The sequence below is a fragment of the Janthinobacterium sp. FW305-129 genome (assembly GCF_020858115.1).
Lineage (GTDB): Bacteria > Pseudomonadota > Gammaproteobacteria > Burkholderiales > Burkholderiaceae_D > Janthinobacterium.
Map to the genome: position 1 here is coordinate 218,514 of NZ_JACYMM010000012.1, position 23,167 is coordinate 241,680.

Consider the following 23,167-nt stretch of genomic DNA (forward strand, 5'->3'; position numbering starts at 1 on the left):
CACCGTTGCCTCCAGTTATCCTGCCGGCTTCGCGCCTGCTGGCGGGCCGGAATCCCTGCATGATACCTGCAAAGACGGCCCTCCACTAACTGCTTGTTACAGGCTCCCCATGGCGCCAGGCCTGCTTCAGCACCAGCTTGCCGGACGGATCCCACTCGCGCTCGACGCCGTGCTTCTTGCCGTGTTCGTAGGGCACCAGTTGCCGCAGGCTGCCGTCGCCGTACCAGCTTTGCAGCAAGCCGTGGCGCTGGCCGTCGCGCATGGGAATGACCTGGGCGCGCACGCCGCTGTCATGCCACTGCGTCACGTCGCCCTGCTCGCGCCCTTGCGCATCCTGCTGCCAGGCAACGGTCGGCTGGCCATTGCTGCCCCACTTCTGCATGCGGAGCAACTTGCCCCTGCGGTACAGCGCTCTCTGCGCCAGCTGGCCATTGTCATGGCTGTCGAACGACCAGCCGTCGGGCTCGCCATTGCGCCATATCATGCTGGCGAGCACCTTGCCATCCTCGGCCAGGGTGACGGCCTCGCCATCGAGCCTGTCATGGATGAAATGGCTGCGCTGGAACAGCTTGCCGTCGGCGTAAAACAATTGCTGCAAGCCATGCATCCTGCCATCCTTCAGGAAGGCGCGGCTGCTGACCTTGCCATTCGGGCCATACGACACATACTCGCCATCGGCCATCCGCTGGCCGTGGTAAGTGATGCGGTTCATCAGCTGGCCATTCTCGTGGTAGGTCTCGGCAATGCGGTCGCGCCCGTTCGGCAGCAAGGTGACCTTTTGCTGGAGCCGGCCGCTGTCATAGAACGATGTGCCGCCAGCCGGCGCCTGCGCCTGCGCCGCCGGCGGCAACACCGTCATGAGCGCCGCCAGCAGGGCCAGGCGCATTTTCTGTCCGTACCGCATGCGATCCCCCCTATTTCGCGGCCACGGGCTGGCCAGCCTGCCACGTCTGTTCCAGCACCAGCTTGCCCGTCTTGTCCCACTGGCGCTCGATGCCGTGCTTCTTGCCGTGTTCATACGGCACGATCTGCCGCAGGCTGCCGTCGCTGTACCAGGTCTGCAGCAAGCCGTGGCGCTGGCCTTCGACAAACGGCGTCACGCTGGCGCGCACGCCGTTGGCATGCCAGTCCGTCGTGTCGCCATGGTCGCGCCCCTGCGCGTCTTTCTGCCACGCAAAATTGGGCCGGCCATTCGGCCCCCACGTTTGCAAGCTGAGCACGGCGCCTTTCCGGTACAGCGTCTTGTTCGACACGACGCCATTGCCATGGCTTTCAAACGACCATCCGTCGGGCTGGCCGTGCACCCAGACGGTCCTGGCCAGCACCTTGCCATCCTCGGCAAGCATGACAAACTCGCCCTCGCGCTGGCCATCGACGTGCCGTCCCCTTCGGAACAGCTTGCCATCGGCATAAAACGATTCCTCCAGGCCATCCATCTGGCCATTGCGCCGATACGAGCGGTTGCTGACGGCGCCATTCGCGCCATACGACACGTGCTCGCCATCGGCCATCTCGTCGCCGTGGTACAGCGTGCGGCTCATCAGCTGGCCGTTCTTGTGATACGTTTCCGAGATGCTGTCGCGTCCGTTCGGCAAGGCCGTGACCCGCTGCTGGACCTGGCCATTCTCGAAGTACACGCAGCCGCCCAGCAGCTCCTCGCCCTGGGCATTGAAGTAGGTTTCGCGCAGCAGCTGGCCATTCTCGTAGTAGTACTTGCGAAAACGCACGAACTTGATCTGGCTCAAGTCCAGATCCGTGGCATAGGTTTCAAAGGCCAGCACGCCCGGCGTGTCGGGAAATTCGAGCCGCACATGCCAGGCGCCCAGCGCCTCGTCGCGCTCCGGCGGCGTGCGCAGCGCATACACGGCGCGGCGTTGGTTGCTTGGCATGAAATTTTCATCCAGATACATGGTCTTGTCCTCTTCTTGCGCGTGATCGGAAGCCGTTGCCGGCAACGGCGCATCTTCCTGTGCCGCCAATGGCAGGGCTGCGCCCATGCCCAGCGCGGCGGCCAGCAGCCAGCGCAACGTCTGTTGATTCTTCATGTTGCTCCATTGCTCATGTTGCTTTACGGCCACTATCATAAAGGCAAGCGCCGTTCGCCATGGGCACGATTGCCGCCCCATAAAAAAAGGCCGGGACGAACCTGCTGGTCCGGCTCCGGCCCGGCGGATGCGCTGGCGCGCCACACATCAGCCCATGCCATCCTTGACGGGAGATAACTGGCTCGCATGCAGCCGTGCATACGCGCCGCCCTGCTGCAGCAAGGCGGCATGGCTGCCCGACTCGACCAGGCGGCCGCCCTGCATGACGACGATGCGGTCGGCGCTTTCGATGGTGGATAAGCGGTGGGCGATGACGATGGTGGTACGGTTGCGCATCAGCACTTCCAGCGCCGCCTGCACGGAGCGCTCCGATTCCGTGTCCAGCGCGCTGGTCGCTTCATCGAGCAGCAGGATCGGCGCATCCTTGTACAGCGCGCGGGCAATGGCCAGGCGCTGGCGTTGCCCGCCCGACAGGCGCGAACCGTTCTGCCCCGCCTGGGTCTCGTAGCCTTGCGGCAACTGCATGATGAAGTCGTGGGCGTAGGCGGCGCGCGCCGACGCTTCGATCCTGTCCTGGTCCGGGGCCGGGTCGCCATACGCGATATTCGCCGCCATCGTGTCGTTGAACAAAATCACATCCTGGCTGACGAGGGCGAACTGGCGCCGCAGGGCCAGCAAGGCGTAGTCGCGCACGTCGACGCCGTCGAGCAAAATCCGGCCGCCGCTGACGTCATAGAAGCGCGGCAGCAATCCCAGCAAGGTCGTCTTGCCGCCGCCGGAGCCGCCCACCAGGGCCACCGTTTCGCCGGCGCGGATGTCGAGCGTGATATCGCTCAAGGCCGTGGGCGCATCGGGATCGTCGCTGTTGTAGCGGAAGTGCACGTTCTGCAGGGACAGATTGCCTTGCACCGCGGCCGGGGCCACTGTGCCCGGGTCCGGTTCCAGCGGCGTGTCGATCAAGCCGAAGACGGATTCGGCCGCCGCCAGCCCCCGCTGCAGCGGCTCATTGATCTTCGTTAAATTCTTGATCGGCGACTGCATCGCCATCAGCGCGCCCATGAAAGCAACGAAGGCGCCCGGCGTGATGGCGCCGCTTTGCGCGCGCAGCATGGCGAAATAGATCACGGATGACAGGGTGATGCCGACGAGCATCATGATGAAGCCGGAATTCATGGCGGACGTGGCCGCATGCTTGACGGCCAGCTGGCGGTTGCGCTTGACGACGTCGACGAAGCGCGCCTGTTCATAATCCTGGCCGCCAAAGATTTTTACCACGCGCTGGCCGGCGATGCTTTCGTCGAGCACGGACGTCAGCTCGCCCACGGCTTGCTGCGAACTCTTGCTCAGGTGGCGCATGCGCCGTCCCGCCAGGGTCACGACGATGGCGACGATGGGCATCGAGGCCATGCAGAACAGGGCCAGTTTCACGTCGATGCTGAACAGCAGGACCAGGTAGCCGATGGTGGCGACGGAATCGCGCACCATCACGTTGAGCACGTTCAAGCCCGCCTGCGACACCTGGCTGGCGTCGAAGGCCACGCGCGACTGCGTCAGGCTGGTGGTGGTGGTGTCGAAAAAGCGGCTGGGCAAGCGCATGATGGTGGCGAACATCTTTTCGCGCAGATCGGCCTGCACCCGGCTCGATAGCCATACGGAACCGTAATCGCCGGCAAAGCTCGATACCATGCGCAGCACGGCCAGGCCCAGGATGGTGGCGGGAATCACCCACAAGTCCACCTGCCCCGCCTGTGCCGGCAAGAAACGGTCGACCCAGCCCTGCAGCATGCCCATCACGCCGGACGCGGGCGCGGCCTGCGTGCTGGCCGTCGCGCGCATGGCGTCGACGACGTTTTGCAATTGCCGAATCAACAATACATCGGTGGCGGACGCCACGCCCACGGCCAGCAAGGTGGCGGCAACGATGGCGCCATAGCGGCGAAACTGGCCGGCCAGGCGGAAGAACAGGAGGCGACTTTGCTGCATGCAGGTGACAAAAGTGAGGGTAAAGCGTGATTCTAACCGCTGCCAGACTTAGCTATGAGAAAGTCGTCACCTTGCCGGCGCAGGACCGGCAAGGGAATGCACGGACTGTCAGCTCTTCGCCACTTTCCACGCGGCCGTGCCGGTCTTGCACACTTTCAGCTTCAGGGTCTGTTCCTGGCCCTTGGCGTTCAAGCCCACCTGCACCTTGCGGCAGGTTTGCGCGTCCGTCTTTTCCGTGTCGCTGGCCGTGATGTCGGCGGCGATGCGCACGGAATTGCGCAAGCCTTCATTGCTCCATTGCACGGTTTCGCCATCCTTCTTGTCATTGAGCACGTCGGTGACGGTTTTCACGAAGACGGGCTTGTCGTTCTTGTTCAGGTAAGCCATCGGCGTATCTGCCAGGAAACCCAGGCCGACGGCGGAAGCGGAAGCGCTGAAGACGACGCTGCCCAGTATCAAGGTGGACAACAGTGTGGCGGGACGAATACGCATGGAAAACTCCTAGTTAAGTAAAAATAGGGACCGCCGGGGCGGCCCTTAGCCGGGATCCGCCGGCGAAATGCCCACGGCCAGCAAGGCGTCGATGCTGGGCACGAAATAGATCGCCGACGACAGCGCCGTGGAAAAATCCAGCAGCCTGTCCGTCTTGGTGACGCCATCATAGCCTACGCCGTACATTTGCCGCAGCATGCCCATGGTCACCGTGATGTCGCGGCTGAAACCGACAAACATGACGCCCGCCTCAGTTGCATTGGCGTAATTGGCATTGCGGCGCACGATATCGACTTCCTCGCCATCGCGGATGAACTGATTGCGGCCCACGTGGGAATCGACGGGCAGCGGCGACAATTCATGGCTGCCGGCCTTGGTGCGGCCCCACACCTGCTCCGCCGCGTGCACGGGCAAGGCGCGCAGGCGCTCCACGTCCATGCGCCATTTCTGCAGCAGCACGGTCGAGCCGCCCGCACCCGCCTCGCCGTCCGGAATGATGGCCACGCCATTGGCGCGGAACGGATTCGGGTTGGCGACGCCGTCGGCAAAGCCGTCGAAAGTCACATTGTTATGATACGGAAAACACACCTGTTCGCTGGCCAGCTCGGCATAAGGCCCCAGCAAGGTGAGCGTCGTGCGCATGCTGTCGTACAGGGTGGCCGCGTTCGACTGCGTGATCCAGACCCAGAAATCGTGCTGGGTGGCGGGCGCCGTCTTGCCGTTGGCGCCCACCAGGTCGTGCGCGAACGATGCCATGTTGTCCGGCACGCAGCCGGGACAGGCGGCGCGCCACAGCTCGGGCCGGAATCCCAGCACCACATTGGCCGTGCCGCCCGTCAACTGATGGTGGCGGTTCAGGGTGGGGTCCAGGATGCCCGTGACCCCGGATTCCCACAGTTTGCCCAGCACCCTGAACAGCTGCTCCGGTTCAACGCCGGCCTTCACATTGAACTGCAAATGCACTTCGTCGCGCGCGACGACGGACAGCATGCTTTGTGGAATTGCCATGACAGATGTTCCTTTTTCGTTTTCCAGGTGAATCTTAAACCAGAAGTGCCGGATGGCAGTTTCATTTAGGCAACATGCGATAATTGTAACTATAGGTCGTCATGAATTGGACGATAATGCAATGACGTAGAGCAAGAATCAAGAATGGATACCATTGCATGAAATTGTATGAAAAGCTCGTCGGCGACATCGAGCAACTGGTGGCCCAGGGCGTGCTCTTGCCCGGCGAACGCATTCCCTCCGTGCGCCAGACCAGCCAGCAGCACAAGCTGAGCATCACCACGGTGCTGCGCGCCTATGTCAAGCTGGAAGGCATGGGCGTGATCGAAAGCCGGCCCCAGTCCGGCTACTTCGTGCGGCCCCGCGCCGGCGGCGATGCGCAGCCGGCCGACCTGTGCATGCAGGCATCCCAGCCGAGCACCGTGCCGGCCGAAGTGCACGTCAGCCGCCTGGTGCTGTCGACCCTGCGCTCGATCGGCTTGCACGACGCCATCCCGCTGGGCTCGCCCTACCCCGATCCCGCGCTGTTTCCGTGGGAACGCATCAACCAGTACGCAAGCGCCGTGGCGCGCCGCAACCGTGACTGGAGCGTGACGGACGACCTGCCGCCGGGCAACCCGCAACTGATACGCGAAATCGCCCGCCGCTACCTGGAAAACGGCCTGGCCGTCGATCCCGACGAAATCATCGTCACCGTGGGCGCCACGGAAGCGATCAACCTGTGCCTGCAAGCCGTGGCCAGGCCGGGCGACACCATCGCCGTCGAATCGCCCACCTTCTATGCCATGCTGCTGGCCGTCGAGCGGCTGGGCATGAAGGTGGTGGAAGTGTCCACCGATCCGTATGACGGCATCAGCATTGAAGCGCTGGCCGACATCATGGCCCGGCAACCGATCGCCGCCGTCATGGTGATGCCGAACTTCCAGAATCCGCTGGGCTTCCAGATGTCGGACCAGCGCAAGCGGGCCCTGGTCCAGCTGCTGGAGCAGCACGACGTGCCCGCCATCGAAAACGGCGTCTACAACGAGCTGTATTACGGCGACGCCCACCCGTCCTCGCTCAAGTCCTACGACCGCAAGGGCCTGGTGCTGCACTGCTCCTCGTTTTCCAAGAGCCTCAGCGCCGCCCAGCGCGTGGGCTGGGCCCTGGCCGGACGTTACCGGGGCAAGGTGGAGGAACTCAAATTCCTCAACACGCTCACCACCTCGTCGTTCCCGCAACTGGCCATCGCCGAATACCTGCAAAACGACGGCTACGAACAGCATCTGCGCCGCACCCGCAAGGCCTACGCCCAGCAGGCGCGCATCATGGCCGCCGCCGTGCTGCGCTTCTTTCCCGCAGGCACCAAAGTCTCGCAACCGCAGGGCGGCTATGTGCTGTGGGTGGAGTTGCCGGGCAACGTGGACTCGATGCAACTGTACCGGCGCGCGCTGGAATGCAAGATCACGGTGGGCCCGGGACGCATGTTTTCCGTCAGCCAGGCTTACAAGCACTGCATCCGCCTCAACTACAGCTATCCGTGGAGCGCGGACGTGGAACAGGCGATCATCCTGCTGGGCAAACTGATCACCGAGTTCCTGTAAACCATTCACCCGCCCACCAGCGACATGCGCACGGTGGGATACTGCTTGCGCTGGGCGCCGCCGGCCTGGGCCAGGGCGCCGCGCACTTCCGAGTAGCGGTCGCCACGGCGCTGCCAGTGCCGGCGCAGCACGGTTTCCAGCCCTTGCGGGCCTTGCGCAGGATCAAGGTGGGGACGCAGGTCGAGGCCGTCATGGGCGAACAAACAAGTAAACAGCTTGCCATCGGACGAGACGCGCACGCGGCTGCAGTCGCCGCAGAACGGCTGCGACACGCTGGAAATGAAGCCCACTTCGCCGCCGCCATCGAGATAACTGTAGCGGCTGGCCGTCTCGTGCGAGATCGGCTTGCCTTCGCCCAGCGACACGAGGGGAAATTCCGCCGCGATCAGCGCGCGCGCCGCGTCCGACGTGACGACGTGCGTGCGCGACCAGGCGCCGATGCCGCCCACGTCCATGAATTCGATCAGGCGCAGCACCACGCCCGTGTGGCGGAAATGGCGCGCCAGCGGCACGATCTGGCTGTCGTTGACGCCTTTCTGCACGACCATGTTGACCTTCACGGGGTGCAAACCGACGGCTTGCGCTACCTCAATGCCGTGCAGCACTTTCTCGACGGGAAAATCGACGCCATTCATGCGCTGGAAGATGCCGTTATCCAGGCTGTCGAGGCTGACGGTGACCCGGTCCAGGCCCGCCTCCTTCAGCGAGCGCGCCTTGGCGGCCAGCAAGCTGCCATTCGTCGTCAGCGCGATGCTCACGGCGCGCCCGTCCGGCGTGGCGAGCCGCGCCAGGCGCTCGATCAGCCGTTCCAGGTTCTTGCGCAGCAGCGGCTCGCCGCCCGTGATGCGGATCTTATCCACGCCCAGGCGCACGAAGGCGCGCGCCATCGTTTCGATCTGCGCGAAAGACAGGCGCTCGCTCGATGGCAGAAACGGGTAATCGCTGGGGTACAGTTCGGCCGGCATGCAATAGGTGCAGCGGAAGTTGCACTGGTCAATGACGGAAATGCGCAAGTCCGTCAGGGGGCGGCCCAGCATGTCCACGCACGGCTCGCTATAGTCTGGCTGCCACAGTCCTGGCTGCGGATACATGATGGTGTTCATTGTTGCTTCCCCCTCGATAGGCATACGTCAGGATGTAGCATAAGACGAATGGGGGCAGGCAAAGAGGTACAGTCCGGCGCCAGCCGATAGAGTACAGATTCGGCTTTACTCTGCTGGAGGCGGCGCGAACACGCTGGCGCACAGCTGCGCGCCCGCCGCGCTCAGGAATGCGCTACCGCCGCCGCTCTCCGCCGTGACGACTGTCGCCAGGCCCGCGCTGGACAAGGCATTGAGCTGGCGCAGCAAGGTGCTCATCTGTACCCCTGTCCGCTTGGCCAGCTTGGCCAGCGACCACGGTTTCTCGGGCGCCTCCTGGCGCGCCTCCCACAGCAGCGCCAGCAGCGCTATCAGTGCTGTGTCGATTTCTTCTTCCTTGTGCATGTCTTTCTCCTTGTCCACATCATAAATCACGTCCGGCGCCGGCGCGGCCGGCATCGTCGTCTTGCCATCTGTACTCTGTTTTTTTGTCCGGAACTGTGCGCCTACGGGGCAGTCCGCCACCCCTACCATGTGATTGTCCCATCGCATATCACCAGGAGAGTCATCATGAGCAAGCCAAAGTCCGACGCGCGCATCGCGCCCTACACCCATGCCGCGGCCGGCTGGGGTGCCCTCAAGTACGTGGCCATCAATCTGTTCAAGGAAAAAGTCAGCGCGGGCAATTACCGCTCGCTGTTCGAGCAAAACCAGCCCGACGGCTTCGACTGCCCCGGCTGCGCCTGGCCCGACCGCGAACACGCGTCGACGTTCGAATTCTGCGAAAACGGCGTCAAGGCCGTGGCCGCCGAATCGACGAGCAAGCGCGTGCGCCCCGAGTTTTTCCAGGAACACACGGTCACGGCATTGATGGAGCAGTCGGACTATGATCTGGAACAACATGGCCGTTTGACGGATCCCATGGTGTACGACGCGGCCAGCGACAAATACCAGGCGATAGCCTGGGACGATGCGTTCGCCCTCGTGGCGCACCATTTGCACGCGCTGGACGACCCGAACCAGGCCGCCTTCTACACGTCGGGCCGCGCCAGCAACGAAGCGGCCTTTTTGTACCAGCTGTTCGTGCGCGCCTACGGCACCAACAACTTCCCCGACTGTTCGAACCTGTGCCACGAAGCGACGAGCCGTGGCTTGCCGGAAACAGTCGGCATCGGCAAGGGCACGGTGCTGCTTGACGACTTCGAACATGCGGACACCCTGCTGCTGTTCGGCCAGAACCCGGCCACCAACCACCCGCGCATGCTGGGCGAATTGCGCGAAGCGTCGCGCCGCGGCGCCACCATCGTCTCCATCAACCCGCTGCACGAGCGGGGCCTGGAGCGCTTCACCAGCCCCCAGCATCCGCTGGAAATGCTGACGGGCGGCAGCACGAACATTTGCTCGCTGTTCATCTGTCCCACCCTGGGCGGCGACTTCGCGCTGATCAAGGCCATGGCCAAGCGCGTCGTCGAGCTCGATGATGACGCCATCGCCCATGGCCAGGAGCGCGTGCTCGACTGCACCTTCATCGCCGAGCACACGAGCGGCTTCGAGGCCTTCGCGGCCGACCTGCGCGCGGAAAGCTGGGACTTGCTGCTGGCCGAATCGGGCGTGGCGCGCGACAAGATCGAAGAGTTGACGCAGATCTATGTCAAAGGCAAGGCCGTCATCGCCACCTGGGGCATGGGCGTGACGCAGCACAAGAATTCGCTGGCCACCGTGCAAATCCTGTCGAACTTGATGATGATGCGCGGCAATATCGGCAAGCGCGGCGCGGGCCTGTGCCCCGTGCGCGGCCACTCGAACGTGCAGGGCGACCGCACCATGGGCATCGAGGAACAGCCGACCAAGGAATTCCTCGACCGCCTGGGCCTGGTGTTCGGTTTTGAACCGCCGCGCCACCACGGCTATGACGCCGTCGGCACGATCGAAGCCATGCTGGAGAAAAAGGTCAAAGTGTTCGTCGCCCTGGGCGGCAATTTCTCGATGGCCACGCCGGACACGCCGCGCACCTGGGATGCGCTGCGGTCGTGCGACCTGACCGTGCACATCGCCACCAAGCTCAACCGCAGCCATCTCGTGCACGGCAAGGATGCGCTGATCCTGCCCACCCTGGGCCGCACGGAAATTGACTTGCAGCAAGGCGTGGCGCAAGGCGTGACGGTGGAAGACTCGATGAGCATGGTGCACATCTCGTTCGGCATGAACCAGCCCGCCTCGCCCAATCTGCGTTCGGAAATCGCCATCGTGGCCGGCATGGCGCAGGCGACCGTGGGCAGCGAGAAGATCGACTGGCTGCGCTTTTCCGGCAACTATGCGCTGCTGCGCGATTCCATCGAGCAAGTATTCGACGACTTTTTCGACTACAACTTGCGCGTGGCCAAACCGGGCGGTTTCCACCTGGAAATTGCCTCGCGCGAAAGAGTGTGGAAGACGGAAAGCGGCAAGGCGCAATTCCTCGTCAACGCCGTCGAGCTCGACACGCCGATCCACCGCGCGCGCCAGCAATATGGCGAGCGCCTGATGGTGCTGATGACCACGCGTTCGCACGACCAGTACAACACGACGATCTACGCCATGGACGACCGCTACCGTGGCGTGTTCGGCCAGCGCCGCGTCGTTTTCATCAACAAGGACGACCTGGCCATGCTGGGCTTTGCGGCCGGCGACTGGGTCGACCTGATCGGCGTGTGGCATGACGGCATCGAACGCCGCGCCGACCGCTTCCTGCTGGTCGAGTACGACATTCCGCGCGGCTGCATCGGCGCCTACTACCCGGAAACCAATCCGCTGGTGCCGCTGGACAGCGTGGGCCACGGTTCGCGCACGCCGACCTTCAAATCCATCCCCGTGCTGCTGGCGCCTTCGGCCGCCCTCAGTTGATCAGGAGAACGCCATGTTCGGTTTCGATACCCTGGACCTGTCGCGCGCGCAATTTGCGATGACGGCCATCTTCCACATCCTGTGGCCCATATTGACGATCAGCCTGTCGCTGTTCCTGTTCGTCGTCGAGGCGCTGTGGCTGCGCACCAGCGACCCCGTCTACTACCGCCACGCGCGCTTCTGGAGCAAGCTGCTGGTGCTTAACTTCGCCGTCGGCGTCGTCAGCGGGATTCCCCTGGAATTCCAGTTCGGCACCAACTGGGCGCCGTTCTCGCACCATTCAGGCCAGTTCATCGGCAACATCCTCGGTTTCGAGGGCGCCATGGCCTTCATGCTGGAAGCGGGCTTCATCGGCGTCATGATGTTCGGCTGGGGCCGCGTACCGAAGGGCGTGCACCTGTTTGCCACCGGCATGGTGGCGCTCGGTTCCAGCATTTCCTCGTTCTGGATCATGGTCGCCAATTCCTGGATGCAGACGCCGGCCGGCGTGCGCGTGGTGGACGGCAAGATCATCGTCACCGATTACGTGGCCGCCATCTTCAATCCCGACATGGCCTGGGCCGTGGGCCACATGTGGGTGGCCGCCGTGGAAACGGGCCTGTTCGTCATCGCCGGCATTTCCGCCTGGTATATGTTCAAGCGCCGCGAACCGGCCTTCTTCGCGCGCTCGTTCAAGCTGGCGCTGATGCTGCTGCTGGTGATTGCTCCGTTGCAAGTGTGGCTCGGCGATTCGAGCGGCGTCGATGTCTTCAAGACCCAGCCCGCCAAGGGCGCGGCCATCGAAGGCCACTGGCACACGAACCGCGATGGCGAAGGGGCGGCCTGGTCCCTGCTGGCCTGGCCCAACCAGGCGGAACAGAAGAACGACTGGTCGTTGGAAGTGCCCGGCATGCTCAGCGTGATCGCCACGCATAGCGCCACGGGCAAGATCACGGGCCTGGCCGACATCGCCCGCGCAGACCAGCCGCCCATGCTGCCGCTGCTGTACTACGCGTTCCGCGCCATGGCCGGCATCGGCATGTGGTTCGTGCTGCTGGCGTTCTGGACCTTCGTCGCCTGGCGCAAGGTGGGTGGGCGGGTGCAGGAATTCGTGCGCAACCGCAAGCTGCTGCTGGCCTGGGTGCTGACGATACCGCTGCCCTACATCGCCGTCGAGTGCGGCTGGATCGTGCGCGAAGTGGGACGCCAGCCGTGGGTCGTGTACGGCTTGCTGCGCACGCGCGACGCCGTTTCCGACGTGGCGGCCCACGCCGTGGCCGGCAGCATGCTGATGTTCTTCGTGTTTTACATCGTGTTGTTCGTCACTTTCTTTGTGTTTGCCAAGAAATGGCTGCAGCAAGGCCCGGACGTGGCGCTGCCGCTGCCGCTGCCGGACGCCGCCCATGCCGCGGGGTATTGAAATGCGCCCCCATCAATCAAGGAGTATGTAATGGATATCAATTCGCATGCCATGCTGGGCAATGCCTGGTTCGGCCTGATCGGCCTGATGCTGGTGTTTTACGTGGTCACGGACGGCTTCGATCTGGGCGTGGGCATCCTCAGCCTGTTCACCGGCCGCGAGCAGGAACGCAACCTGATCTTTCAATCCATCGAGCACGTGTGGGACGCCAATGAAACCTGGCTGGTGGTGGTGGGCGGCGCCCTGTTCGGCGCCTTTCCCAGCGCCTACGCCACCCTGCTGGAACAATTGTACATTCCCATCATGCTGCTGATCGCCAGCCTGATCATGCGCGGCGCCTCGATCGAGTTCCGCCATGCGGCCGGCAACAAGCGCCTGTGGGATGTGGTCTTCGGCGTGGGCAGCCTGCTGGCCGCCGTGGCGCAGGGCGTGGTGCTGGGCGAGGTCATCACGGGCTTGCAGCCGGGCTGGCTGAGCGGCATCTTCACGGCGTGCACGGCGCTGGGCGTGGTGGCCGGGTATTGCCTGCTGGGCAGCACTTATCTGATCAAGAAGACGGGCGGCCAGCTGGAAGCGGCCGCGCGCCGCTACGCCACCACCAGCGTGCTGGCGACGGTCGCCGCCGCCATCGTGCTGTCGGCCGGCACCATGGTCTTCAGCGCCATCGGCCACGACCGCTGGGCGCAGCCGGGCGTGTTCGGCGTGCTGCTGGCCCTGGCCGCCATCGCCGCCAGCGCTTTTATTTACATCCTGTGGGCCGTGCACGTGAACGGCGTGCGCGGCCCGTTCCGCGGTGCCATCGTGCTGTTCCTGGCGTCATTCGCGGGCCTGGCCATCAGTTTCTTCCCCGACCTCGTCCCGGGCAAGCTGAGCATCGCGGCGGCCGCATCGGACGAGCCGACCCTGATCTTCATGCTGATCGGCATGGGTTCCATGCTGCCGATCATGATCGGCTACAACCTGTTCCAATACTACGTCTTCGAGGGCAAAGTTGTGCCCCGCAAGCATTGATCGGCATCAAATCATGATCATTCGGCCTACCACCAACTGGTTCCGCATGCTGTTCGTCTGGAACGGCTCCGTGCTGCAAGCCATCATCCCGCAATTGCTGCTGATGCTGGTCGTCAGTTCGCTGGCCTTGCTGACGGATGGCCGTATCTTCGGCGTCAAGATTCCGCTCGATACGGCGCCGTTTCCCATGGTCGGCATCAGCCTGGCGATCTTCCTCGGCTTTCGCAACAACGCCAGCTATGCGCGCTTCGTCGAGGCGCGGCATATCTGGGGGCAATTGCTGATCGCCGCGCGGGCCCTCGCTTCGCAGGCGCTCACGTATCTGCCGCAGGAAACGAGCGGCCTGGACCACCAGTTGCTGCTGCGCCGCCTGATCGCCTTCGTCTACGCGCTCAAGCACCAGCTGCGCCAGACGGACCCGCAAGAAGACCTGGCGCGCTACCTGCCGGCCGGCGAAGTGCAGCAATTGCAGGGAGTCAACTTCAAGCCCGTCGCCGTGCTGCACACGGTGCGCGCCATGCTGCACGAGGCCGTGCAGCGCCAGCCGGGCCAGACGCAGCTGCTGTGGATGCTCGACACCCAGCTCAACGACCTGGCCGCCACCGTGGCCGGCTGCGAGCGCATCAAGAACACGCCGATTCCGTATCCGTATGGCGTGCTCGTGCACCGCACCGTCTACATGTACTGTTTTTTACTGCCGCTGGGACTGGTGGACGCCATCGGCGTGGCCACGCCCCTCATTTCCGTCTTCGTCGCCTACACCCTGTTTGCGCTGGAAGCCATCGCGCAGCAGATCGCCGAACCGTTCGGCCTGGCGCCCAACTGCCTGGCCCTGAACGCCATGACGCGGGAAACGGAACGCTCGCTGCTGGAATTGAACGGCGACCCGCTGCCGCCCTCGATACGGCCCTGCCCGCGCTATCAGATCGATTAACTGGAGGAAAAATCATGGAATGCGACATCGGCATCACCACCATCGAACGCGACGGTTTCCTGGAAGTCCCCATGGTGCGCCACCAAGGGGGCGTGGCCACGGCGGGCCGCGACATGGTGGCCGAGGAGTATCCCGTGGCCCTCGTCTACAACGGCATCGCGCATGCCGTGATGATGGCCACGCCGCGCGACCTCGAGGAATTCGCCGTCGGCTTCACCTTGACGGAGGGCATCGTCAGCAGCGTGCGCGACATCTATGACCTCGACGTGTGCTGCGGCGCGGACAGCGCGGAAGTGCGGCTGACCATCGCGCAGCCAGATTTGATCAAGCTCAAGGCCCGCCGCCGCGCGCTGACGGGGCGCACGGGTTGCGGCGTGTGCGGCATCGAAAGCCTGGCCCTGCTGGACCTGGTGCCGGAAAAGATTACGCGCCCCCTGCCGCCGCTGGTGGCCAGCAGCGCCATCCTCGGCCGGGCCGCGCGCGAACTGCTGCCCTACCAGGAACTGATGCACAAGACGGGCGGCGTGCATGCGGCCGCCTGGTGCACGGCCGAGGGCGCGGTGGTAAAAGTGTTCGAGGACGTGGGCCGGCATAACGGCCTCGATAAACTGATCGGCTACCTGGCGCTGCACCGCATCGCCATGCACGACGGCTTCGTCTTCCTGTCCAGCCGCGCCAGCTATGAACTGGTGCGCAAGTCGGCGCGCATGCATATCGGGCTCGTCGCCACCATCTCGGCGCCCACCTCGCTGGCCATCCGCATCGCGCGCCAGGCCGGCATGCAGCTGGCCAGCTTTTGCCGCCGCGACGGCTTTGTCGATTACACGGCGGGCGAAGGGGAAAATAGCGGCCAGCATGCACCTTGAACAGCCGATGCTACATTCTTTGCCGTAAAGCAAGTGCACGCTTGACTTGCCCCCGCTGGCGGCTTTCAATGGCAATAGTTTCTAATCATTAACTTTGCCTGCTGCCACGCTCCTGGCGCGGCAGCGATGAAAGGATGGCGCGATGGCCCTGGCACAAGAGCAGCATCTGATGGACACGTGGCAAACGGGCGGCTTGAAGCCGCGCGCCTGCGACTGCGGCGGCACCGTCTTCACCATCCTGCACCAGCGCGTGATGGCGGACATGCGGCGCCGGCAATTTCTCGGCGGCGCGGCCGCCATGCTGGCACCGTTCATCGGCCTCGGCCTGTCCACCGGCAATGCCATCGCCCAGCAGCCGCAAGCATCCGACCGCCCCATATTGCTGACCAATCTGCGCCTGTTCGACGGCACGGGCAAGGCGCCCCGCGCCGGCATCCACGTGCTGGTGACGGGGGCGACGATTACCGCCCTGCTGCCGGCCGGCGAAAAAGTCGAGGGCGCGCAAGTGATCGATTGCCAGGGCAAGCTGGTGATGCCGGGCCTGATCGACGCCCATTGGCACACCATGCTGGCCGCCATCAGCCAGGTGACGGCCATGACGTCCGATGTCGGCTATTTATATCTGGTGGCGGCGCAGGAAGCGCGGCGCACCCTGCTGCGGGGGTTCACGTCCGTGCGCGATCCTGGCGGCCCCGCGTTTGCATTGAAACGCGCCATCGATGAAGGCATCGTCGACGGTCCGCGCATCTTCCCGTCCGGCGCCATGATTTCGCAAACCTCGGGCCATGGCGACTTCCGTCTGCGCTCGGATATCCCGCGTGCGGCCAACGCGCCGCTGGGCATGGCGGAAACGGCGGGCATGGCCATGATCGCCGATGGCGAAGCGGAAGTGCTGCGCCGCGTGCGCGAGCAGCTGGTGCTGGGCGCGACGCAGATCAAGATGATGGCCGGCGGCGGCGTCGCGTCGATGTACGACCCGCTCGACAGCACCCAGTATTCGGAACGCGAACTGCGCGCCGGCGTGGAAGCGGCCACCGACTGGGGCACCTATGTGATGGCCCACGTCTACACGCCGAAAGGCATACAGCGGGCCATCCGCGCGGGCGTGCGCAGCATCGAGCACGGCCAGCTTGCCGATGACGAATCCGCGCGCATGATGCGCGACGCGGGCACGTGGTGGAGCCTGCAACCGTTCCTGCAGGATGCGGATGCGAATGTCTACCCCGATGCGGCGCGCAAGGCCGGCCAGGCCATCGTATCGGAAGGCACGGTGAAGGCGTATGCGCTGGCGCAAAAGTACGGCATCAGGACGGGCTGGGGCACGGATATTCTGTTCAACGCGAAAAACACGCCGACCCAGGGTCGCCAGCTGGCCAAGCTCACGCGCTTTTACGACCCGTTGACCCTGCTGGCGCAGGCGACGGGGCAGAATGGACAATTGCTGGCCCTGTCCGGCCAGCGCGCACCCTACCCGGGCACCCTGGGCCAACTGGCCGTGGGCGCGCTGGCCGACTTGCTGGTGGCCGATGGCGATCCCGCGAAGAACCTCGATTTCCTCGCCCAGCCTGAAGAAAAATTGCTGCTGATCATGAAGAACGGGCGCATCTACAAGGACAAATTGAGCGCTTCACTGGCAAGCTGAGGCCAGCGGCGTTGGCAAGCGGGCAAGGCTTGCCGCATAATGCGGGCATGTTCAAACTGACTTTTCTCGGCACGTCTTCCGGCGTGCCCACGCGCCACCGCAACGTCACGTCGCTGGCCCTGCACACCACGCACAACCGCGACTGGTGGATGATCGATTGCGGCGAAGCCACGCAGCACCGGCTGCAGCGCCTGCCCTTGTCCGTGCACGACCTGGTGGGCATCTGCATCACCCACGTGCATGGCGACCACAGCTATGGGCTGCCGGGCCTGCTGGCCAGCGCATCCATGACGGGACGCAAGAAGCCCTTGCTGCTGATCGCCCCGGCCGCCATCAAGGCGTGGATCGACGCGACCCTGCTGCACACGGAACTGTTTTTGACGTACCCGTTGATCCACATCGACGTGGACAGCGCGCCAGTCGTCCATAAAGAAGCGGGCTTGACCATTTCGCGCCACGCGCTGTCGCACCGCGCGCCGAGCGTCGCGTATCGTTTTGCGCTGGAAACGAGCAGGTGGAAACTGGACAAGGCCGCCCTGCAGGCGGCCGGCGTGCCGCCAGGCCCGGCCTGGGGTTTATTGCAGGCGGGCCAGGATGCGATCCTGGACGATGGCACGGTCTTGCGCGCCGCCGCTTTCCGCCAGACGGAAACGCAGCGCGCCACCGTGGTCATCGGCGGCGACAACGACACGCCGGGGCTGCTGACGGATGCCTGCACGGATGCGCAACTGCTCGTGCACGAAGCCACCTACACGGAAGCGATGCTGCAAAAGGTGGGCCCCGGCCCCACGCACAGTTCCGTGCAGCGCGTGGCGCAGTTCGCCGAAGCGGTGCGCTTGCCGAACCTGATCCTCACCCACTTCAGCGCCCGCTACCACAATGCGGACGGCATGGCCGAGCTGGAAGCGGAAGCCCGGCTGCATTACTCAGGTAAACTGTTCCTGGCGCGCGATTTCGACAGCTATGAACTCGATGCGGCCGGCGTGCTGACCAAGCTGCCGGGGAAGTCTAGTGGGGATTGACCCCGTACTGCGCTGCATACTCGGCGGCCAGCGCGCGCGCCGCCTGCTGCTGTGAGGGCGTGAGGATTTCCAGCAGCTGGTCGCGGTTCTTGACCGATTGCGCGCTGCCCGCCTCGGCCGGCATGGCGATCCACGCATACGCCTGCACGTAATCGAGCTCCACGCCCTGCCCTTGCGCGTACAGCAAGCCATATTCATTCTGTGCGGAAAGGGAGCCGGCTTCGGCCGCCTGCTTGTACCAGAACGCCGCCTCGGCATAGTCTTGCGGTACATCAATACCCTTGCGGTAAGCCTGCGCCAGATTGAATTGCGACTGGCCATCGCCCGCCTCGGCCGCCTGGCGCCCGTACGCGAGCGATTGCGCCATGTCTTGCGCGACGCCATCGCCGCTCGCATACATCAGGGCCAGGTTGGCCAGCGACGGCGGAAAGCCCGCTTGCGCTGCCGCCGTGAACAGTTCCACCGCTTTCGGCAAGTCTTGCGTCACGCCATGGCCCTGGTAATACAGGCTGGCCAATAAATGCTGGCCCGCGGGATCGCCGGTGCGCGCCGCGGCGTCGAATTGTTTAAAGGCCTCGGCATGATTGCCGTCGTTATAAGCGAGAATGCCCGCTTCATTCAAAGATTCGGGAGAGGATGTCATCAGAATTCCTTATCGGGGATTTTTTGGCATTGTACACAGCACTGTTCCACACAGAATGCACAATAGAAACCGTGTGGCGCATTGCCCAGATCATGCGTTATGATCATTCTCCACCTGATGCAATCGGGGCATTGTGCCCGAAGAATAACGCCATGAAATTGATTGTTCTGCTTTTATCCCTGATTGCCACGTCGGCTTATGGCGGCACCTTGCACCTGGGCAAAGCCTCGACAGGCAAAGTGCGCCAAGCGGCCGATATCCGCTATGTCAATCACGATGAAAAACAGACCTACCGTCTGAAAATCGGCAAGCAGTGGCTCAATGGCAGTTGCAGCAGCAGTGGTACGGGCAATTTGCACGCGCTGCTGCTGGACATGAATTTCGACGGCCATGCCGACCTGTGGGTCACCGGCTACACGGATAGCCAGGGGCGCATCCGCTGTTCCGATGTGTGGCTGTGGGATGCGCCAGCGCAGCAATACCGTTTCAATAAACCCTTGTCTGCCATTCCGAATCTGGATATCAGCATAAGCGATCAAAAAATCGAAGGCGGCATCGCCAATTGCGGCTGCGCGGCGCAATGTTTTTATGAAGACAGCTATGCGTGGCAGGCTGACAAATTAATCACCACCGCCCGGCGTGAACAGGATTGCGAGCGCTACAGGGAATACCGCCTCAATGATAAAAACGAGCTGGTCATCGTCAAGGATGAAAAGATCGATAGCGCCAATCCCGGCCAGCAAGCCATTGAAAATACAAAAGTAGTTGACTGGCAGCGCCACGCGCACATTATGCGCAAACCGTGGGAGTAAATCCTTCACTACCATCCAACAATTCACAACAATTCACGCACACATGACGACACATCCCGCATCGATTACTTTTCATGCCGCCAGGGCGGAAGATACCCCGGCCTTTATCGCCTTGCGCGGCAAGACGCGGCAAAACGCCGTTTCCAAGGAACGCCTGGCGGAAGTGGGCATCACGGCCGACACCTGGGCCGACATGATGCGCTCGGGCAGCCTGCCCGGCCAGGTCTGCCATCACGACGGCCAGCTGGCCGGCTACTGCTTTGGCGAGCGCGACACGGGCGAAATCATCGTCCTGGCGCTGCTGCCGCAATTCGAAGGTCTGGGCATCGGCAAGACCCTGCTGCAACTGGTGATGGCCGACCTGCGCGCCCGGGGCCACCAGCGGCTGTTCCTCGGCTGCTCCAGCGACCCCGCCTCGCGCTCCTACGGCTTTTACCGCTACCTGGGCTGGACGGCGACGGGCGAGACGGACAAGTATGGCGACGACGTGCTGGAGTTTCGCTGGACGGCCTAGCGCCTAGCCCGGCACGCGATTGGCATCCCACACGCGCAGGATCTGCGTAATGGCGGCGTCAAACACGGCGTAACCCACGCCGTCGCGGGCCTGGATAGCCACGCCCGATAAAAAACTGTCGAAGACGGCCGCCAGCGCCGCAGCATCCATACCCGCCGGCAACTCACCGCCGGCCATGCCCCGCTCGACGCAATGCACGAAACCGGCACGCGTGCGCGCGCGCGAAGCCGTCAACGGGGCTGCCACGGCCGCATGTTCGGCCGTCGGCGCGCTCATGCAGCCGAGCGCCACCATGCAGCCGGGCGGATGTCCCGCATCGGACTGCATGCGGGCCGACTGGCGCAAGGCCAGCTCGATGGCCGCGCGCGGCGCCAGGCCATCGTCCCACAAACACTCCGTCACGCGCGCAAAGGTGTCCAGATAGCATTGCGCCGCCTCGCGGAACAGCGCTTCCTTCGAGCCGAACGCCGCATAAAAGCTGGGCGCGGAAATGCCGCCGCCCAGGCTCGCCTTGAGCTGGCTCAAGGACGTCGATTCATATCCCTGTTGCCAGAATAAAAACATGGCCTGCTCGACGGCTGCCTGCCGGTCGAACGTACGCGGCCGTCCCATTTGCGCCATCCATCACTCCTTCTCATCTACGCACCACCACTTACATACTACTCGATACAGAAGTCATTGACAACGCGGCGCGCCATCGCCTATATTTATACCGATCGATACATATGTATCTCCGCGACGGCCGGGGGCACTCCCGCGCCTTGCCGCCCCGTCACATTTCCAAGGATAGCCGCTTTGAATCACGCCACGCTCACCACCGGAGCCAGCCCCGCGCTGGCCGACCGACTCCCCGTTTCAGGTTTATTGGCCCTGGCCATGACGGGTTTTATCTGCATCGTCACGGAAACCTTGCCCGCCGGCTTGTTGCCGCAGATCAGCGCGGGACTCGGCATCAGCGCCGCGCTGGCCGGGCAAATGGTCACGGCCTATGCGCTGGGCTCCCTGCTGGCGGCCATACCGCTGACCATCGCCACGCGCGGCTGGCGCCGCCGCAACGTGCTGCTGCTGACCATCATCGGCTTTCTCGTGTTCAATACCGTCACGGCGCTGTCGTCGCACTACTGGCTGACCCTGGCAGCCCGCTTCTTTGCCGGCATGGCGGCCGGACTGGCCTGGAGCTTGCTGGCCGGCTACGCGCGGCGCATGGTGGCGCCCCACCAGCAAGGCCGCGCCCTGGCGCTGGCCATGGTGGGCGCACCCGTCGCCCTGTCCTTGGGCGTGCCGCTGGGCACCCTGCTCGGTTCGCTGGTCGGCTGGCGCGCCGCGTTCTGGATCATTTCCGCGCTGACATTGGTCCTGATCGGGTGGGTGCTGGCGAAAGTGCCGGACTACCCTGGCCAGCGTGCGCATGAGCGCCTGCCCCTGCGCCGCGTCTTCACGACGCCGGGCGTGCGCCCCGTGCTGGCCGTCGTCATCGCCTGGATGCTGGCGCACAATATTCTCTACACCTACATCGCCCCGTTCGTGGCGCCGGCCGGATTGACGGGACGCATCGACCTGGTGCTGCTCGTCTTCGGCGCCGCGGCCATGGCCGGCATCTGGATCACGGGGAAATTGGTCGAGCGCCACCTGCGCGCCACCGTGCTGGCCAGCCTGGCGACCTTCGCCGTCACGGCCCTCGTGCTGGGCATGGCGTCGCAGTTTCCAACTGTCATCTATGTCGGCATGGCCGTCTGGGGTCTGAGCTTTGGCGGCGCGGCAACGCTGTTACAAACGGCATTGGCCGACACGGCCGGCAGCGGCGCCGACGTGGCCTTGTCGATGAACGTGGTGGCGTGGAATGGCGCGATTGCGGCCGCGGGCGTGGTGGGCGGCGCCTTGCTGGAAACCTGGGGCGCGGACGCTTTCCCCTGGGCCATGGTGGCTTTGCTCCTGCTGGCGTTCGCGCTCGCCTGGTCGGCCCGCGCGCACGGCTTCAAGCCGGGGCGGCGCAGTGGCGGCGCGCCCGTGGCCGGGCATTGAGCTTGTTTTATTGCGTTGCAGGCACCGTCACGATGCGGGGTACATGCCCCGTGTGCGCGAGGAAACGGACCAGGGTCGCATGCGACAGCGCCACTGTGGCCGTGTTGCGCAGCGGATGCGCTTGTATATGGCCGGCATCCCACACGGCCTGGTCCAGCACCAGCTCCACCGCCTGCGCGCTGTCGTGGATCAGCGCGAACAGGCTGACGGCTCCGGGCGTAATGCCCAGGTGCCGCAGCAGGCGCTCGGGCGAGGCCATGCTCAGCTTACTGGCCGGCAACAGCCGTCCCAGCGCCGCCAGGTCGATGCGCTTGTCGCAGGGCACGATGACGAGCAAATGCCGCCGGCCCTTCTCGTCGCGCACGAACAGGTTTTTCACCATCAGGCCGGGCATGGCGGGCACGTGAATCAGCGCTTCATCGATGGTGTGGACGGCCGGGTGTTCGACCATGGCGTAATCGCCGGCGCTGCTTGCCAGCCAGCGGGACAGGATCTCTTGCATGGGCATTTCCTCAACGCGAGTGCGATGGGAAATTGTAGCGGATCGGGGCGCTGTCACCGCTACGGTTTTTTCTCCGCCTCGGCTTGATCGGCGGCCGCCAGCCCCCAGTCATTCCAGCCTTCGCCAAACAGCTCGATGGGATGCTGCGTGCGTTCGGAACCATTGCCGCAGCGCATGGCATTCGGTGGACAATACTTGTCGCAGCCCCAGCAGATGCGTTCGGGATTCTTGGGATTCAAGGGAAAGGGCTTGGCCATGGGGGGCGATGGGGTCGGTTGAGGTCTCTTCGACGACTGTAGACCTGGCGCGGGAGGCGGTCAAACGAATTTCTGTGGGGAATTTGCTTAGGTCAAGTTTGCGCATATTGCTGTGGTGGCAGCTTGCGCTCTACGTTCACCAGCAAGACCAGCGTATGTCATTCCCTCTCATAACTGGTCACCGCATCATTAGCATGACTCTTGATGACCTTCATTATTTTGGCATTGCCTTGATATTTCACCTCAAGAATTCTCAGCTGATTTTGCGCCACCTTGCAGTATTTATGTATATTCTTGAGGATAGCATCCTGCTGCCGCTTAGGTAGCTCCCCATCAAATTCTCCCGCCAAGTGCTCACATGCTTCTGCGTTATAGATAAACCTGCTGACATCCTGAGGGAGTGGCTGGGCTGAAAAGGCAAAAGGAAGAACAAAGTAAATGGCTACTATCAGAAAAAACATTCGCATGAT

At 63.8% G+C, this 23,167-nt stretch carries 23 protein-coding genes; 11 read left to right on the top strand and 12 right to left on the bottom strand.

What is annotated here, in order from left to right; genetic code table 11:
- Nucleotides 1-85: 85 nt before the first annotated feature.
- From IGS61_RS23460 to IGS61_RS23480, 5 genes are all read right to left on the bottom strand, one after another.
- Nucleotides 86-886, bottom strand: coding sequence for a toxin-antitoxin system YwqK family antitoxin (locus tag IGS61_RS23460; RefSeq protein WP_230541806.1), 801 nt, complete (start codon nucleotides 884-886; stop codon nucleotides 86-88).
- 28 nt (nucleotides 887-914) lie between these two features.
- On the bottom strand, nucleotides 915-2,045 hold the full coding sequence (locus tag IGS61_RS23465) for a toxin-antitoxin system YwqK family antitoxin (protein WP_230541807.1): 1,131 nt from the start codon (nucleotides 2,043-2,045) through the stop codon (nucleotides 915-917).
- Between the two features lie 147 nt (nucleotides 2,046-2,192).
- Nucleotides 2,193-4,028 (bottom strand): lipid A export permease/ATP-binding protein MsbA, encoded by a 1,836-nt coding sequence (gene msbA / locus IGS61_RS23470; RefSeq protein ID WP_230541808.1) that lies wholly within the window; start codon nucleotides 4,026-4,028, stop codon nucleotides 2,193-2,195.
- Between the two features lie 108 nt (nucleotides 4,029-4,136).
- Nucleotides 4,137-4,520 (bottom strand): hypothetical protein, encoded by a 384-nt coding sequence (locus IGS61_RS23475; RefSeq protein ID WP_230541809.1) that lies wholly within the window; start codon nucleotides 4,518-4,520, stop codon nucleotides 4,137-4,139.
- Nucleotides 4,521-4,565: 45 nt separating this feature from the next.
- Complete coding sequence (locus IGS61_RS23480) at nucleotides 4,566-5,528, bottom strand: Dyp-type peroxidase (RefSeq protein ID WP_230541810.1); 963 nt, start codon at nucleotides 5,526-5,528, stop codon at nucleotides 4,566-4,568.
- A gap of 158 nt (nucleotides 5,529-5,686) precedes the next feature.
- Here IGS61_RS23480 and IGS61_RS23485 point away from each other — a divergent pair, with 158 nt between their 5' ends.
- Nucleotides 5,687-7,111 (top strand): aminotransferase-like domain-containing protein, encoded by a 1,425-nt coding sequence (locus tag IGS61_RS23485; protein WP_230541811.1) that lies wholly within the window; start codon nucleotides 5,687-5,689, stop codon nucleotides 7,109-7,111.
- Between the two features lie 5 nt (nucleotides 7,112-7,116).
- On the opposite strand, the gene moaA is transcribed toward IGS61_RS23485, so the two are convergent.
- Together moaA and IGS61_RS23495 are read right to left on the bottom strand one after the other, a co-directional pair.
- On the bottom strand, nucleotides 7,117-8,202 hold the full coding sequence (gene moaA / locus IGS61_RS23490; RefSeq protein WP_230541849.1) for a GTP 3',8-cyclase MoaA: 1,086 nt from the start codon (nucleotides 8,200-8,202) through the stop codon (nucleotides 7,117-7,119).
- Nucleotides 8,203-8,319: 117 nt separating this feature from the next.
- Complete coding sequence (locus IGS61_RS23495) at nucleotides 8,320-8,595, bottom strand: helix-turn-helix domain-containing protein (RefSeq protein WP_230541812.1); 276 nt, start codon at nucleotides 8,593-8,595, stop codon at nucleotides 8,320-8,322.
- A 165-nt stretch (nucleotides 8,596-8,760) separates the two neighbouring features.
- Here IGS61_RS23495 and IGS61_RS23500 point away from each other — a divergent pair, with 165 nt between their 5' ends.
- From IGS61_RS23500 to IGS61_RS23530, 7 genes are all read left to right on the top strand, one after another.
- The gene (locus tag IGS61_RS23500; protein ID WP_230541813.1) at nucleotides 8,761-11,073 is read left to right on the top strand and encodes an FdhF/YdeP family oxidoreductase; all 2,313 of its coding nucleotides are present in this window, start codon (nucleotides 8,761-8,763) and stop codon (nucleotides 11,071-11,073) included.
- Between the two features lie 13 nt (nucleotides 11,074-11,086).
- Nucleotides 11,087-12,472 carry a cytochrome ubiquinol oxidase subunit I gene (locus IGS61_RS23505; protein WP_230541814.1) on the top strand — a complete coding sequence of 462 codons (1,386 nt, stop codon included), beginning with the start codon at nucleotides 11,087-11,089 and terminating at the stop codon, nucleotides 12,470-12,472.
- A gap of 30 nt (nucleotides 12,473-12,502) precedes the next feature.
- Nucleotides 12,503-13,483 (top strand): cytochrome d ubiquinol oxidase subunit II, encoded by a 981-nt coding sequence (locus IGS61_RS23510; protein ID WP_230541815.1) that lies wholly within the window; start codon nucleotides 12,503-12,505, stop codon nucleotides 13,481-13,483.
- Between the two features lie 13 nt (nucleotides 13,484-13,496).
- Nucleotides 13,497-14,417 carry a bestrophin family protein gene (locus IGS61_RS23515; protein WP_230541816.1) on the top strand — a complete coding sequence of 307 codons (921 nt, stop codon included), beginning with the start codon at nucleotides 13,497-13,499 and terminating at the stop codon, nucleotides 14,415-14,417.
- A 14-nt stretch (nucleotides 14,418-14,431) separates the two neighbouring features.
- Entirely contained in the window at nucleotides 14,432-15,283 is an 852-nt protein-coding gene (gene fdhD / locus IGS61_RS23520; RefSeq protein ID WP_442908096.1) for a formate dehydrogenase accessory sulfurtransferase FdhD, read from the top strand.
- A 142-nt stretch (nucleotides 15,284-15,425) separates the two neighbouring features.
- Nucleotides 15,426-16,925: a metal-dependent hydrolase family protein gene (locus tag IGS61_RS23525; protein ID WP_230541817.1), complete on the top strand. Its 1,500-nt coding sequence runs from the start codon at nucleotides 15,426-15,428 to the stop codon at nucleotides 16,923-16,925.
- A 47-nt stretch (nucleotides 16,926-16,972) separates the two neighbouring features.
- A complete protein-coding gene (locus IGS61_RS23530) occupies nucleotides 16,973-17,947 on the top strand; it encodes a ribonuclease Z (RefSeq protein ID WP_230541818.1) in 975 nt (324 codons plus the stop codon).
- On the opposite strand, the gene IGS61_RS23535 is transcribed toward IGS61_RS23530, so the two are convergent.
- Nucleotides 17,934-18,590: a tetratricopeptide repeat protein gene (locus IGS61_RS23535; protein ID WP_230541819.1), complete on the bottom strand. Its 657-nt coding sequence runs from the start codon at nucleotides 18,588-18,590 to the stop codon at nucleotides 17,934-17,936. The genes IGS61_RS23530 and IGS61_RS23535 overlap by 14 nt on opposite strands.
- Between IGS61_RS23535 and IGS61_RS23540 the strand changes: the two genes are divergently transcribed.
- Together IGS61_RS23540 and IGS61_RS23545 are read left to right on the top strand one after the other, a co-directional pair.
- The gene (locus IGS61_RS23540) at nucleotides 18,584-19,402 is read left to right on the top strand and encodes an XAC2610-related protein (protein WP_230541820.1); all 819 of its coding nucleotides are present in this window, start codon (nucleotides 18,584-18,586) and stop codon (nucleotides 19,400-19,402) included. The genes IGS61_RS23535 and IGS61_RS23540 overlap by 7 nt on opposite strands.
- A gap of 43 nt (nucleotides 19,403-19,445) precedes the next feature.
- Nucleotides 19,446-19,916 carry a GNAT family N-acetyltransferase gene (locus IGS61_RS23545; RefSeq protein WP_230541821.1) on the top strand — a complete coding sequence of 157 codons (471 nt, stop codon included), beginning with the start codon at nucleotides 19,446-19,448 and terminating at the stop codon, nucleotides 19,914-19,916.
- Nucleotides 19,917-19,919: 3 nt separating this feature from the next.
- On the opposite strand, the gene IGS61_RS23550 is transcribed toward IGS61_RS23545, so the two are convergent.
- Nucleotides 19,920-20,528 carry a TetR/AcrR family transcriptional regulator gene (locus IGS61_RS23550; protein ID WP_230541822.1) on the bottom strand — a complete coding sequence of 203 codons (609 nt, stop codon included), beginning with the start codon at nucleotides 20,526-20,528 and terminating at the stop codon, nucleotides 19,920-19,922.
- 264 nt (nucleotides 20,529-20,792) lie between these two features.
- Between IGS61_RS23550 and IGS61_RS23555 the strand changes: the two genes are divergently transcribed.
- A complete protein-coding gene (locus IGS61_RS23555; RefSeq protein WP_230541851.1) occupies nucleotides 20,793-21,938 on the top strand; it encodes an MFS transporter in 1,146 nt (381 codons plus the stop codon).
- A 7-nt stretch (nucleotides 21,939-21,945) separates the two neighbouring features.
- Here the strand turns inward: IGS61_RS23555 and IGS61_RS23560 are convergent, their stop codons facing one another.
- The 3 genes from IGS61_RS23560 to IGS61_RS23570 form a co-directional block, all read right to left on the bottom strand.
- Nucleotides 21,946-22,440, bottom strand: coding sequence for a prolyl-tRNA synthetase associated domain-containing protein (locus tag IGS61_RS23560; RefSeq protein ID WP_230541823.1), 495 nt, complete (start codon nucleotides 22,438-22,440; stop codon nucleotides 21,946-21,948).
- Between the two features lie 59 nt (nucleotides 22,441-22,499).
- The gene (locus IGS61_RS23565) at nucleotides 22,500-22,697 is read right to left on the bottom strand and encodes a DUF3079 domain-containing protein (RefSeq protein WP_230541824.1); all 198 of its coding nucleotides are present in this window, start codon (nucleotides 22,695-22,697) and stop codon (nucleotides 22,500-22,502) included.
- Nucleotides 22,698-22,855: 158 nt separating this feature from the next.
- The gene (locus IGS61_RS23570; protein WP_230541825.1) at nucleotides 22,856-23,164 is read right to left on the bottom strand and encodes a hypothetical protein; all 309 of its coding nucleotides are present in this window, start codon (nucleotides 23,162-23,164) and stop codon (nucleotides 22,856-22,858) included.
- Nucleotides 23,165-23,167: the final 3 nt, after the last annotated feature.